Origin of the sequence: Collinsella sp. An307, assembly GCF_002161805.1 — a bacterium.
Classification (GTDB): domain Bacteria; phylum Actinomycetota; class Coriobacteriia; order Coriobacteriales; family Coriobacteriaceae; genus Coprousia.
On sequence record NZ_NFIP01000002.1, the window covers coordinates 55,244 to 67,742 of the forward strand.

Here is a 12,499-nt window from a genome sequence, read left to right on the forward strand (position 1 = left end):
GCCGTCCCGATGAGGCTCAAGTCGATCATGAGCGTATTCATGGGCACTCCCCGTCGACACGTCAGTCTAGCGAAGCGATTATCTGGGCAAATCGTGCATTTTTTGCATTCGTGTGCGGCATGAAACCCGGCACACCTCAGTTTTACGCTCATAAACGACTTGAGCTTGGGATGTTGTGGCTCGGTGGCCGGGGCGGTAACGAAAAGGGCACCGTTGCCGGTGCCCTTACGATGCGATGGAGGCGACGCCCAGATTCGAACTGGGGGTAAAGGCTTTGCAGGCCTCTGCCTTACCACTTGGCCACGTCGCCGATGAAAAAGGCCGAATGTATTCATCCGGCCCTTTACATGCGATGGAGCGGACAACGGGGCTCGAACCCGCGACCCCAACCTTGGCAAGGTTGTGCTCTACCAACTGAGCCATGTCCGCTTGCAAGGAGATACTATACGGGACTCTCCAAAGGAATGCAAGCATTGTTTTGAAAAAATTTGCTGGGGTAGAATAAACCCTACGTTGACACAGTGTCTGCGCAGGTAGGGCGCGCAGCTTAAACGAAAAGGACGCACGTGCTCACCATCTCGCTCTTCATCATACTGGCCTTTCTTCTGGCTCGTTTTGTGATCGGGAGCGTTCAGCGCTATCTCGAGGGCAGGGCGCGGGGCCGCGCGTTCAAGCGCATGCTCACCCAGGGCAGGCTCGAGGCGGGGGTCTACGCCGACGCCCTCTGGTCCGCCACAACCTCCGGGGCGCGCAGGGTGCGCTCCCGCATCTCCAACGAGCAGCGCAACGCGATTCTGCAGGCGCGCCTGGAGATGCGCGAGGACTTCCTCGACGACACGGTGCCGGGGCTCTACCAATACATCATTATCTTTCTCGTTTCGTCGGTCCTGGGTCTTGTGATAGAGACGATCTACACCTTTGTGGTCTTTGGCATCTGGGAGAGTCGTGTGGGGCTCGTATGGGGTCCGTTCTCGCCGCTCTACGGTGCGGGCGCGGTTCTGCTCACCATGGTGCTCTGGCGCCTGCGCAAAGAGTCGGTCTGGAAGGTCTTTCTCATCTCCGCGGTGCTGGGGAGTGCGCTCGAGCAGGTGTCCGGTTGGAGTATGGAGCACTTTGCCCACTTGCAATCGTGGACCTATCTGGGGTTGCCGGACCATATCACCCAATGGGTAGCGTGGCGTTTTGTGGTTATGGGGGGCATTCTGGGCGTGGTGTGGTGCCGCGTCATCATGCCCGAGATGATCTACCGCATCGGGGAACCCACGTCGCGCCGCCAAGTGATCTTGGTGACGCTTCTGGCGGCGTTCATCGCCCTGGACGTGACGATGACGGTCGCCTGCTTCTGGCGCGCCGGCCAGCGGTTTGAGGGCGTGCCGCCGCGCAACAGTTTTGAGATGTATGTCGATACGCATTTTGACGACCGCTTTATGGCGGAGACGTTTGAGAACATGAGGATCGGTGAGGACATTCCGCCTGCCGCAAAGTAGCGCGTGGGGAGAGCTGCGGGGCGGCTCCGACTAGCGTCTGCGAGCAGGATATCGGCAGCGGTTCCAAACTTTTTCAAACTTTTGCTTTACAGGTCGCGCGGGCTTCGGTATATTATCCCTTGCGCTTGCGAGCGCACCCTGAACGGGCGTTTAGCTCAGGGGGAGAGCGCTTCCCTGACACGGAAGAGGTCACAAGTTCAAATCTTGTAACGCCCACCACGCATTGTAAGGCCAGAGCTTCGGCTCTGGCTTTTTTCGTATCGAGTCTACTGCTCAAGACGGTGCGGTGCCCCCCGACTCCGTCTAGCGCTCTAGGGCAAATAAGCAGCTGCCCATCATGGTGTTTGCGATTTAGATAGCTGCTCGGCATCAGTCTCCAAACAGAGCAGGGCACGCTTGCGGTCAAGACCGCCGGCGTACCCGGTGATTGATCCATCGGCCCCGATCACGCGATGGCACGGCACGATGACCGATATGGGGTTGCGCCCCACTGCGCCGCCGACGGCGCGGGCAGAGACGCGGATCGCAGAAGGGCCCTCGCCGCGCGATGTGGCCTCGGCGCGCTTTGCGGAGGCGAGCTTGCTGGCGATGGCGCCGTACGTCGTGGTCTCACCGTAGGGAATCTCTATGAGCCTCGCCCACACCGCGCACTGGAAGGCGGACCCCATGAGGTGCAGCGGCGGCAGGGCGCCGGGGTCGCGCCCGGAGAAATAAGCGTCAAGCCACGTTTTGGCCGCGTCGAGAGCCAGGCGGGCGGAAGAGACATCCCTAGGGGAGAGCTGGGTTTGCGATGGGCCTTCAGCGTGCGTGCTCATATCGAAGGCGATGCCTGCCGATCCGACGGAGCCGTAGTGCTTCTGGCGCTCGAACCATGCACCAATGAGCCCTTCGGTATCTGCCGCGAGCGTTAACTCGCCAAGGGGCGAGGGGTAGTTTTCGATCAACGACGGTATTAAGCGTTTCACGCGGTTTTCTCCCCGGTCCTGTTTTTGCTTGCCATTCTATTGGGCGCCCAGTCGCGCATACCGGGGATCGCCCCGCCGGCGATGGCCCACAGGTACAGGCTCGCCGTGCTGCCGTAGGGGCTGTAGCGCCGCCGGTACTTGGCGAACAGCTCGGGCGTGATGCAGCGATGGTGGTAGAGCATGCGCATACCGCGCTGGATCGCCAAGTCGTCCCACGAGAGCACGTTTGGGCGCTCGAGGCAGAACAGTAGAATCATCTCGGCGGTCCAACGGCCGATGCCCGGGAGCTCGTCGAGGGCGCGGATGGCCTCCTCGTCCGGCATGCGCGCGACGGACGCAAGGTCGAACGCGCCCGTCTCGATCCGCCGTGCGAACTCCATGAGATAGCCCGCCTTGCGAAATGTCATGCCGAGTGCCTGCAGCTCGCCCTCACCCGCGGCAAGTACCGTCTCGGGCGTGACCTCGCCCAAGCGTTCGCACATGCGCCTCCAGATGGTCGCCTGCGCCTTGGTGGAGATCTGCTGGCCGATGATGTGGTGTATGACCGAGGAGAATAGGTCGGGGTCGATTTCGCGCTCGACAGGTCCTATCTGCTCGATGGCATCGCCGAGCCGAGGGTCGCGCGAGGCGAGCCATGATGTCTCAACCTCTCCGTAGCGAAACACCGCCATGGCGATCCTCCTTCATCACGTTCGGTTTTCTATCACATATGATATCTGCGTTGGGAGGAGAGAGCGCAACCTGCTTTGGAGAAAAGTCGGCATGAGTGATTCTGCGAGTAGTTCTGTTGTTTGGAGAGGCGCCATGAGTGTTCGGCTCCGTACTATCAATCGAACTGAGATGCCCCTGCTTGAGCCGCTCTATCTCGAGTTGGCGCGGCACCACAATGAGGTCTCGGCACATTTCAGAGGTAGCTACCCTTCTGTTTCTGTTGAAGACCAGATAAAGGAGTGCGTCGAAGATATCGCTGCCGGCAAATCTTTTGTTGCGGTCGCCGAGCAGGGCGGCGGGATTGTGGCGTTTTGCAAGGTGGACATCGTTGGTGACCGAGGTTATCTCGAAGAGTTGGTGGTAAAGCCGGAATACAGAGGGCAGGGAATAGGCTCGAAACTCATGGATTGGGCCGACGGCGTCTTCCTCGAGCACGGGGTTCGCCAAGTGGAGCTGTTGGTTGTTGTGGGCAATGAAGATGCGCGCCGCTTCTATGAGCAGCGTGGGTTCCTGCCCTCGGTGCTAGAGATGAAGAGAGTCCAACCTACAGGTTGCTGACGTATCTTGATGGGCAAACGAGTGCCTATGCGCTTCATGTGCAGTGCTATGGTCAAATCACCCTTTGAGAGGGCATCTGGAGACAGCCGCGAACGTATGGTGATGCGATTCGGACGGTCGCCGGCGGGGGAGAATGGGGCTTTTGGCGCGTTGGATGGCGTAACGAGCGTCCGCAGCTGCTGCCATCGCCGCCTGTGGCCTTCCGTGTTCGCCCCCTCGCAGGGTGATTTGACCACATCGGCAATCGCGAACAGCGAGAAAGGCTGCGATGTGGGAGCAGAAGCCCTATCAACCTCGCCGGTGTTTTTGATAAGAAGATCAAGCCTCTTTCCAAGGTTGCTGCTGCACTATAGCGCTCTTTGTCCTGCACGGTTCACACGGCATTTGGGCGGGTAGCATCTCAGTGAAGGCGGACAGGGCGGGAGGTGTCCGGAATGAGGATGTGGCTAGGGCGTGCCGGCAAGGCGGTATCGACCGCAGTCGTCGTCTATCTTCTTCTTTGGCTGGCGTGCATCCTGTGGTTCTGGATGAGTCTACCGTTTTCCGGCGGCGGCATCTTTGCGTACACCCTCATTGCGTATTATCTGACGCTGCCCGGTGCGGCGGCAATTATTTGTGCCCTGATCGGATGGTGTGCAGAGCTTGGGCGCGTTCGCTGGTTTGCACCGCTTGCCGGCGCACTGCTGTATGTTGCGGCGCTGCTGCTAACCTTCAGCTTGTCAACGGCGCTAGGTATCGCAAACATTGCGCCCGTTGGCCTTGCGGCGTTTCTGGCGGGGCTAGCGCCCGGCGCCATCGGCTTCTTGTGCGGATGGCTGCTGAGGAGATTTAGGGACAGCCGCCGTTAACGTGAGGTCGCGTAGCGAAGCAGCTTCGCTTGTCTCACGACCATCTGACGGCCCAGTTGGTAGCGTTGTGATCGCTGGGGTGTCGTTACTCCTCGTCTGGTTCGTAGTCCAGAATATCTCCTGGCTTACAGTTGAGTTCGCGGCACAGGGCATCGAGTGTCGAGAAGCGAACGGCAACGACTCTGCCGGTCTTGATGCGCGAGAGGTTCGTCTCCGAAAGGCCTACGCGCTCTGCCAAGTCTTTCGAGCGTATTTTGCGGTCCGCGAGGACCCGGTCGAGACGAAGGACGATCATGGGCTCCTCAAATCGTTCCATCATCTTGCTGCTGCAGGATGCACCCGTATTCGAATACTTTAGAGGTAGCGAGGATGAGGCAGCCGCAGGCGGTCGCGGGGATGTTCACCATAGTGCCAATATAGGCTCCGCCTAAGAGATGGGCAATGAGGAAGCCGAATGGCGCCGAGGCAATACCTGCTCCCAGTACGAGAAACGATATGAGCTTGAGGTCGCGCGTGTTCTCTGGGCGAAATGGATCGCCCGTACGGCTAACCCTTCCAAGTAGATTCTGTCCGATAAACATCGCAACCGCCGTTATGCCGGCGAATAAGATACCCTCCGCTACACCACCGATGCCCTTTGTAAGTTCAACGGACACTCCCGGTGTCGGATATAGAGCCATGTAGAAGGTGATGGCAATAGGGGCGAGGAGAAGAACAAACATGAGTAGCAAAACGATGCGCGCTAGGGTGCAGGTGAACTTAATGTTCTGGCGTGCCGGCTTTCGTTCGTTGATGAGCGACATGTTGGCTACCTCCACTGCCCTTGGATTCCACAACATTAATTGTAAGCCCGATAATTGTCGATAATCGACAAATAATCATCGTTAATCGGCAGTTGGTCGAGATGATGGGATGAGCGGCTCTACCGTAGAGAGGAACTGTTTTATATGCGGCGCTAGCAGCCTGTGACGTCGGTTTTACCAATCATGATGTTCAGGATCTCGACGTCGGTGGGCTTCATGCCAACGCGTCCCACATAGCCCATACTCGCGATGGTCTCCTCGAGCGAGCCACGCACCAGGCCCTCGCCGGCGTGGAAACCATGCCCCGCGCGCGCCATTTCAAGTCCCACGAGTGCGGCGTCCACCGCGGTTGCGATCTTGGCGGCGCAGCTTGACTTGGCGCCGTCGCAGACGATGCCGCCTACGTTGCCGAGTGTGTTGACGATGGTGCCAGCAACCTCCTCATAGGTGCCCCCGTCCATCCAGCAGATGGCGGCGCCGGCGCCCGCGGCGGCGCACACCACGCCGCAAAAGGCCGAGAGGCTGCCGATGTAACTCTTGAGGTGAACGGCGGTGAGGTCGGAGACGGCGAGTGCGCGCAGCAGGCGCTCATGGTCGACGCCGAGTGCCTCGGCATATTCCAATACGGGCAGGGCGCAGGTGATGCCCTGGTTGCCACTTCCGCAGTTGATCACAACCGGCTTAGGGCAGCCGTTCATGCGCGCGTCGGACCCTGCGGCGGCGCGCGCCCGGGCGCGCACAGCGTGGCTCTCGCCAAAACGCGCAAGGAGCGTCCGGCCCACCTCGGCGCCCCAGGGGTGCTCAAGACCCTCGCGCGAGATGGCGTCGTTCAGCTCAAGCTGGCGCTCGAGCGCGGTGCGCGCCGCGCCCAGGTCGGCCCGGTCGGCAAAGTCGAGAATGCCCTCGATGGTGAGCAGGTCGTTTGTCACTTGCGCGTCCGCGACGGCGTCATCTGCGGAGGCAGCGCCGGCGCTGTGCACGGTTTTGCCGTCGAGTTCGACGAGGGCGACGTCGGTATGGTGCTCGGCGATGACGACGCGCGCCGTGTGGCCGCCGCCGGTGGCCGTCACGTCGATATAGAGGTTGGGCACGTCCTCCACGAGCTCGACGGTGCAATACGCCGGCTCGGCGAGAAGCTCGCGCGTGCGCGCGATGTCCTGCTCGGTCACGCTCTCGAGCGCCTCGAGGGCACTCTCGGCGTTGCCACCCACGGCGCCCAGCGTCGCCGCGGCCTCGATACCGTGCATGCCGTCTGAGTTGGGTACGGTCACGCTCTTCACGTTTTTGATGATGTTGCCGGAGCAGCCGGCGCGCAGATGCTCCGGCTCGCAGCCAAGCGTCTTGCGCGCGAGGGCGGCGGCGTAGGCGACGGCGATGGGCTCGGTGCAGCCGAGGGCGCAAACGAGCTCCCGCATGAGGATGGCGCGGTATGCTCGGTAGATGTTCTCGGTCTGCTTGCCCATGGGTCCTCCTCGGTGTGCCGTCGCCGGTATCTTGGCCTAGTCCGCGAAAGAGTATCCCATATCGTTGCGGTTCGGGGCAAAGGCACTCGGGTGGAAGGGCTTGGGGCTAGGGCTCAAGGGCTCGGAACAAGGATCCGGAGCCCTGCTCGCAAGGGGAAGAAGCGTTTCATAAGAGGGCGAGGGTCCTGCAGTCGCTCGGTCTTTTATCAACTTGTTCTGACAAGTTTGCGAATTGCTTGAATATACGTACTGATAGGTTCACTATGCTGCGACGGGGCGGAAGTAACCGACCCGCTCTGCTATAGACAAGTTGATTATGCCGAGGGGACGGTATGCAATCGCTTCAGCTGCGCTACGGCGCCCTGCAGTTTTTCTACTACATAGCTACCTGCGCCGCATGTGCGTTCGTGACGGTGGTGTTGCAGTATCGAGGACTCGATAACACGCAGGTCGGCATCGTGACGGCATCGGCGTGCGTCCTCTCTGTTCTCGCTGGCCCGGTGCTCTCGCGCGTGGCGGCGCGCTTCTCGCTTGCCCAGGTCGCCCGGCTTTTTGATGTCGAGTTCATCGCGCTGGAGGTGCTCTTTGCGGCGATCATCGTGGTGCCGCTTCCCATTCCTGCGGTTATGATCGCCTACATTCTGCTCTACGGCGCGATCATGATCTCATCACCTCTTACCTCGCAGATCGCGATTGACTACCTGCGTGCCGGCAAGCCCATCAACTTTGGTCTCGCACGCGGCATGGGTTCGGTAAGTTACGCGATATGCGCTGCCCTGGCAGGGCAAGGGGTAAACGTGCTGGGGCCTGCGGTGCTCCTTCCGGTGTTTGTCATCTCTGCTGCGGCATTTCTTATATCTATGCATGCCCTGCCGCCTATCGCTCCCCGCGAGGCGGAAGGCACGCCGCCGACCGCCCCGTCTGCGCCGGCACGCGGTAGGGGAGTGGCCGCCTTCGTTGCGCGCTACCGGCTCCTCATGCTCATCCTCGTGGGCTTTGGCTTTGCCTATTCGGCGAGCTCATGCCTGTCGACCTACCTCATTAACATCGTCACCTCGCTCGGTGGCGACGTGTCGCTCTACGGTATCGGCATCTTCTTGAATGCCATGAGCGAGCTGCCGTTCATGGCGCTTGTCCCGCGCCTGCGTCGGCGTTTTGGCACGGGTGCGCTGCTTATGGTTGCGGCCGTGGCCTACCTTGCGCGGAACCTTTTGATTTCGTTCGCGCCGTCGTTGCCGGTGGTGTTTTTGGGCCTTGCCTTCCAGGGCCTCAGCTTCGGTACGCTCACCTCGCTTCTCACCTATTACGTGGGCGAGACCTGTGAGGAGGCCGATGGCATGCTCGGCCAGACCCTCATTGCGATTATGACCTCGGGCTTTGGCTCCATGGCGGGCAACTACCTGGGCGGCAGGCTGCAGGACACGCTCGGTCTCGACGCCATGTTTGTCTACGCCGCCGCGTGCACGGTGATAGGCGTTGCGTTCCTCATAGCGGGCGGCGTGCTCGAGCGCCGGCGCGCATCGGTGGCTGCAGCGCGCCGTGCGGCCTAGGCTGCGCCCTCGAGCGGGCTCGCGCTAGGCGATGCCCTTGGCCGCGAGGATGGCGTCGATGAGGACGGCGACGCCGCGGTCGTTGTTGCTCGGCAGCTCAAAGTCGGCGTGCGCGCGCATGTCGGGCGTGGCGTTGGCAACGATAAAGCTGTGACCCGCGGCATCGAGCATCTCGGTGTCGTTGTAGGTGTCGCCCACCGAGGCGGTCTGCGCAAGGTCGACGCCCAGAAGCTCGCAGAGGTGCGCGAGCCCCGCGCCCTTGTTGACACCGGGATTCATGAAATCGATCCACTCCACACCCGCGCACGCCACGCATAGGCGCTCGCCAAAGGCGGGCGAGAACACCTCGTCAAAGAGGCGCTTGCTCTCGTTGGTGGGGACGTAGATGGTGAACTTGTTGGCCTCGACATCGACCGTGCCGAGATCATCGACGTAGACGATGTCGTGGTAGTAGACCGAGAGTGCGTCGTGGTGGGGCTTGCCAAAGGTGGGGACGAAGGCGCGGTTAAAGGCGCAGAGCACAGGCACGCCCGCCTTGTGGTCGATGGTTGCGCGCGCAAGCTCGTGGTAGAGGTCGGGTGCGATGAGGCTCTTGTAGATGAGCTCGCCGCGGTAGGTGATGGCGGCGCCGTTGTCGGCGATAAAGGCCATGTCGCGGGCGTGCTCAGAGAACATCTCCACAAGCGTGGGTCCGGGACGCCCGCTCGCGGGACAGAAGACAACGCCTGCGCGCGCGAGGGCGTCGATGCGCTCTGCCATGTGCGGCGGCTGCGTCTTATCGTCCGCAAGAAGCGTGCGGTCCATGTCGCACGCGATGAGGCGGATGGAGGCGAGGTCGGTGTCCTGCGTGTAGGGAAGCATGCGGTTTCTCCTTGGTGGGTTTGGTCCTTTCGAGATTGTAACGCGTGCCCGCCCACGGAGGCACGCCTGTGTCCGCACCCCAACGCAAAGGCGTGCGTTTTCGTTTGGGGAGCGCCTTGCATAGGCCTCGTTCCGTTTATCTTCCGGAAATAAAACCGCCTGCTTTGTGCCCGATTGGAGAAACTCGCGAACTTTGCGAGGTAATCGTGTAATATACACACAAGCGTTATGTATATCCTCAAATATGCAAATTCGCGTATATTACTACGAGCACAGGAGGGCGCTATGGAGAAGGAGAAAGTCGTTCTTGCATATTCCGGCGGTCTTGATACGTCGGTGTGCATCAAGTGGCTGCAGGTTGAGAAGAATCTCGACGTCATTGCCATCTGCGGCAACGTCGGCCAGGACGAGAAGGACCTCGAGTGGATCCGTCAGAAGGCGCTCGACATGGGCGCGATTGCGAGCGAGGCCGTGGACATGCGTGCCGAGTACGCGCGCGACTTCCTCTCCAAGGCGGTCTGGGCAAACGGCAAGTACGAGGGCATCTACCCGCTGCTCTCGGCGCTCTCGCGTCCGCTCATCTCCAAGCACCTCGTGGACCTCGCCCATAAATACGGCGCCAAGTACGTGGCGCACGGTTGCACGGGCAAGGGCAACGACCAGGTGCGTTTTGAGACCTCCATCCGCGCGCTCGACCCCGATCTCACCATCATCGCGCCGGTGCGCGAGTGGGACCTGACCTCTCGCGAGTCCGAGATGGAGTGGGCTGCCGCGCACGACGTGCCTGTGCCCACCACCAAGAAGAAGCCCTACTCCATCGACGACAACCTGTGGGGTCGCGCCATCGAGTGCGGCGTGCTCGAGGACACCTGGAACACCCCGCCCGATGACATCTGGACGATGACCGCGGCTCCCGAGGACTGCCCGGCCGAGCCCGAGACCGTCATCATCGGCTTTACAGGAGGCGTGCCCACGAGCATCAACGGTGAGGAGATGGAGCTTCTCGACCTCATCATCAAGGCGAACGAGATTGCCGGCCGCAACGGTTACGGCCGCCTCGATATGATTGAGGACCGCGTTGTGGGCATCAAGAGCCGCGAGTGCTACGAGTGCCCGGGCGCGCTTTTGCTCATCGAGGCGCACAAGACGCTCGAGACGCTCTGCCTTGACTACGAGACTCTGAAGGAGAAGGCGAAGCTCGACGTGGAGTGGGCGAGCGCGGTCTACCGCGGTCTCTGGTACTCGCAGAACCGTCACGCCATCGACGCGTACAACGCCTACACGCAGAAGTACGTCACCGGCGAGGTGCGCTTCAAGCTCTGCCGCGGCGGCATCTTTATGGACGGTGTGCGCAGCGACTACAGCCTCTACTCCAAGCCGCTCGCAACCTACGACGAGGGCGATATCTTCCCGCACGAGGCGGCGCCCGGCTTTATCGAGCTTCACAGCCTGCAGTCGCGCACCTGGTCGCGGATGCAGGGCCCGGGCTCGGGTCTCGCGTAAGGGGTCGACGGAGCCGTTCGGCACCGGTTGCATCACGAGATACGCGCGCCGTCGCCTCAATGCGGCGGCGCGTTTGTATACTTGAACATCGACTTGTTTCCGGTTGCGCGTGATGCGGACAAGCCGCAGCGCGCGGGAGCGGACGAAGCGGGCGAGTATGACGACGCCGGTAGGGACTGGCCGGTGCAAACGGGAACCATGGGAGGTTTGACATGGCGCTTTGGGGCGGAAGGTTTGAGGAGAACGTAGCGGAGGCGACACAGGAGTTTGGTGCATCGCTGCCGGTGGACCGCGCGCTCTACCGCCAGGATATTGCGGGGAGCATCGCGCATGCGACCATGCTCGCCCAGCAGGGGATCATCACGTCCGATGATGCTGCCGCCATCGAGCGCGGCCTGCGCGACATCGAGCACGACATCGATGCGGGGAACTTCACCTTCGATATCAACGACGAGGACATCCATATGTCGATCGAGGCTGAGCTCACGCGCCGCATCGGCGGGGCGGGCGCGCGCCTGCACACCGGTCGCAGCAGGAATGACCAGGTGGCGACCGACACGCGCCTTGCCGCCAAGGCGCTCGCCAAAGAGCTCATGGAGGCAAACCTCGCACTCAGGAAAACGCTGGTAGAGGCCGCGCACAACGCCGGCGACACCGTCCTGCCCGGCATGACACATCTCCAGCACGCCCAGCCCGTGCTCTTTGCGCACCACCTGCTCGCCTACGCCTGGATGTTCGCGCGCGACTTCGGCAGGCTCGAGGCCGCCTTCGACGCGGCGGACGCCTCGCCGCTCGGCGCCGCGGCGCTTGCGGGTACGAGCTATCCGCTCGATCGCGAGGCGACCGCCTGGACACTTGGGTTCTCGCGCGTGATCGAGAACTCGATGGACGCTGTCTCTGACCGCGATTTCTTACTCGATCTTGAGTACGCCTGCAGCGTCATGGCGGTGCATCTCTCACGCCTCTCTGAGGAGATCGTGCTGTGGTCGAGCCAGGAGTTTGGCTTCATCACCCTCTCGGACGCCTTCTCAACGGGCTCGTCGATCATGCCCCAGAAGAAGAACCCGGACTTTGCCGAGCTCATCCGCGGCAAGACCGGGCGCGTGGTGGGCGACTTGGTCCAGCTGCTCGTTACCGTGAAGGGCCTGCCGCTCGCGTACAACAAGGACCTTCAGGAGGACAAGGAGGGCGCGCTCGACGCCGCCCACACGCTCATCTCCTGCCTGAACGTCATGAAGGGGATGGTGGGAACCTGGACGGTCAACGCCGACAGGATGCGCCAGGTCATGGCGCGCGGCCATCTGGCGGCGACCGACGTGGCGGATTACCTCGCCAAGCGCGGCATGCCGTTCCGCGAGGCACACGCGGTGGTGGGACATCTGGTGCTTGAGGCCGAGCATCGCGGCGTCGACATCTCCGAGCTGCCCTTTGAGGTGTTCCGCCAAGCGAGCGACCTGATTGACAGCGACATCACCGACGCGCTCGACATCGACGCCGTGGTGGCGGCGCGCACGACGCGCGGCGGTACGGCGCCCTCTGCGGTCGAGGTCCAGTTCGCGCGGGTGGAGGAGGGGCTTGTCAACGATGAGGCCGCCCTGGCCGAGCTCACCCCCGTCGTGGAGATGGGCACGCTCTAGGGGCTCCTTGAGCTCTTAGGCTCATTACAGGTGACATCAGGGCATAGGCGCTCCGCAGGCGTTATGCCATACTGGATTAAGGACATGAACGGGCGCCGCCCGCAGCGGCTGCC

12 protein-coding genes and 3 tRNA genes are annotated in these 12,499 nt (G+C 61.8%); 7 read left to right on the top strand and 8 right to left on the bottom strand.

What is annotated here, in order from left to right; genetic code table 11:
- Window positions 1-236: 236 nt before the first annotated feature.
- Window positions 237-310, bottom strand: a tRNA-Cys gene (locus B5F89_RS02190).
- Between the two features lie 43 nt (window positions 311-353).
- Window positions 354-429 (bottom strand) — tRNA-Gly (locus B5F89_RS02195).
- Between the two features lie 137 nt (window positions 430-566).
- Here B5F89_RS02195 and B5F89_RS02200 point away from each other — a divergent pair.
- Window positions 567-1,487 (top strand): putative ABC transporter permease, encoded by a 921-nt coding sequence (locus B5F89_RS02200; protein WP_087430183.1) that lies wholly within the window; start codon window positions 567-569, stop codon window positions 1,485-1,487.
- A 144-nt stretch (window positions 1,488-1,631) separates the two neighbouring features.
- Window positions 1,632-1,706 (top strand) — tRNA-Val (locus tag B5F89_RS02205).
- A 116-nt stretch (window positions 1,707-1,822) separates the two neighbouring features.
- Here the strand turns inward: B5F89_RS02205 and B5F89_RS10305 are convergent.
- On the bottom strand, window positions 1,823-2,452 hold the full coding sequence (locus tag B5F89_RS10305; protein WP_275532085.1) for a methylated-DNA--[protein]-cysteine S-methyltransferase: 630 nt from the start codon (window positions 2,450-2,452) through the stop codon (window positions 1,823-1,825).
- Window positions 2,449-3,123, bottom strand: a complete 675-nt coding sequence (locus B5F89_RS02215) for a DNA-3-methyladenine glycosylase (RefSeq protein WP_087430185.1) — start codon at window positions 3,121-3,123, stop codon at window positions 2,449-2,451. Before B5F89_RS02215 ends, B5F89_RS10305 begins: the two co-directional genes overlap by 4 nt.
- A gap of 133 nt (window positions 3,124-3,256) precedes the next feature.
- On the opposite strand from B5F89_RS02215, the gene B5F89_RS02220 reads away from it, so the two are divergent.
- A complete protein-coding gene (locus tag B5F89_RS02220; RefSeq protein ID WP_158098394.1) occupies window positions 3,257-3,721 on the top strand; it encodes a GNAT family N-acetyltransferase in 465 nt (154 codons plus the stop codon).
- A gap of 434 nt (window positions 3,722-4,155) precedes the next feature.
- The gene (locus B5F89_RS02225; RefSeq protein ID WP_087430187.1) at window positions 4,156-4,569 is read left to right on the top strand and encodes a hypothetical protein; all 414 of its coding nucleotides are present in this window, start codon (window positions 4,156-4,158) and stop codon (window positions 4,567-4,569) included.
- Between the two features lie 85 nt (window positions 4,570-4,654).
- On the opposite strand, the gene B5F89_RS02230 is transcribed toward B5F89_RS02225, so the two are convergent.
- From B5F89_RS02230 to B5F89_RS02240, 3 genes are all read right to left on the bottom strand, one after another.
- Entirely contained in the window at window positions 4,655-4,864 is a 210-nt protein-coding gene (locus B5F89_RS02230) for a helix-turn-helix transcriptional regulator (RefSeq protein ID WP_087430188.1), read from the bottom strand.
- 7 nt (window positions 4,865-4,871) lie between these two features.
- Window positions 4,872-5,372 (bottom strand): DUF2975 domain-containing protein, encoded by a 501-nt coding sequence (locus B5F89_RS02235; protein ID WP_158098395.1) that lies wholly within the window; start codon window positions 5,370-5,372, stop codon window positions 4,872-4,874.
- Between the two features lie 152 nt (window positions 5,373-5,524).
- On the bottom strand, window positions 5,525-6,835 hold the full coding sequence (locus B5F89_RS02240; protein ID WP_087430190.1) for an L-serine ammonia-lyase, iron-sulfur-dependent, subunit alpha: 1,311 nt from the start codon (window positions 6,833-6,835) through the stop codon (window positions 5,525-5,527).
- Window positions 6,836-7,167: 332 nt separating this feature from the next.
- Here B5F89_RS02240 and B5F89_RS02245 point away from each other — a divergent pair, with 332 nt between their 5' ends.
- Window positions 7,168-8,385 (top strand): MFS transporter, encoded by a 1,218-nt coding sequence (locus B5F89_RS02245; RefSeq protein ID WP_087430191.1) that lies wholly within the window; start codon window positions 7,168-7,170, stop codon window positions 8,383-8,385.
- 24 nt (window positions 8,386-8,409) lie between these two features.
- Here B5F89_RS02245 and B5F89_RS02250 read toward each other — a convergent pair whose 3' ends face one another.
- On the bottom strand, window positions 8,410-9,246 hold the full coding sequence (locus tag B5F89_RS02250; protein ID WP_087430192.1) for an HAD family hydrolase: 837 nt from the start codon (window positions 9,244-9,246) through the stop codon (window positions 8,410-8,412).
- Window positions 9,247-9,531: 285 nt separating this feature from the next.
- Between B5F89_RS02250 and B5F89_RS02255 the strand changes: the two genes are divergently transcribed.
- A complete protein-coding gene (locus B5F89_RS02255; protein WP_087430193.1) occupies window positions 9,532-10,749 on the top strand; it encodes an argininosuccinate synthase in 1,218 nt (405 codons plus the stop codon).
- Between the two features lie 212 nt (window positions 10,750-10,961).
- Window positions 10,962-12,386, top strand: coding sequence for an argininosuccinate lyase (gene argH, locus B5F89_RS02260; RefSeq protein ID WP_087430194.1), 1,425 nt, complete (start codon window positions 10,962-10,964; stop codon window positions 12,384-12,386).
- The last annotated feature ends 113 nt before the right edge of the window (window positions 12,387-12,499 follow it).

What these genes read in the sequence shown, in the direction of transcription:
- B5F89_RS02245 (WP_087430191.1), top strand. Translation starts at nt 7,168, where the DNA reads ATGCAATCGCTTCAGCTGCGCTACGGCGCCCTGCAGTTTTTCTACTAC.
- B5F89_RS02235 (WP_158098395.1), bottom strand. Translation starts at nt 5,372, where the DNA reads ATGTCGCTCATCAACGAACGAAAGCCGGCACGCCAGAACATTAAGTTC.
- B5F89_RS02255 (WP_087430193.1), top strand. Translation starts at nt 9,532, where the DNA reads ATGGAGAAGGAGAAAGTCGTTCTTGCATATTCCGGCGGTCTTGATACG.
- B5F89_RS02240 (WP_087430190.1), bottom strand. Translation starts at nt 6,835, where the DNA reads ATGGGCAAGCAGACCGAGAACATCTACCGAGCATACCGCGCCATCCTC.
- B5F89_RS02215 (WP_087430185.1), bottom strand. Translation starts at nt 3,123, where the DNA reads ATGGCGGTGTTTCGCTACGGAGAGGTTGAGACATCATGGCTCGCCTCG.
- B5F89_RS02220 (WP_158098394.1), top strand. Translation starts at nt 3,257, where the DNA reads ATGAGTGTTCGGCTCCGTACTATCAATCGAACTGAGATGCCCCTGCTT.
- B5F89_RS02225 (WP_087430187.1), top strand. Translation starts at nt 4,156, where the DNA reads ATGAGGATGTGGCTAGGGCGTGCCGGCAAGGCGGTATCGACCGCAGTC.
- argH (WP_087430194.1), top strand. Translation starts at nt 10,962, where the DNA reads ATGGCGCTTTGGGGCGGAAGGTTTGAGGAGAACGTAGCGGAGGCGACA.
- B5F89_RS02250 (WP_087430192.1), bottom strand. Translation starts at nt 9,246, where the DNA reads ATGCTTCCCTACACGCAGGACACCGACCTCGCCTCCATCCGCCTCATC.
- B5F89_RS02230 (WP_087430188.1), bottom strand. Translation starts at nt 4,864, where the DNA reads ATGATCGTCCTTCGTCTCGACCGGGTCCTCGCGGACCGCAAAATACGC.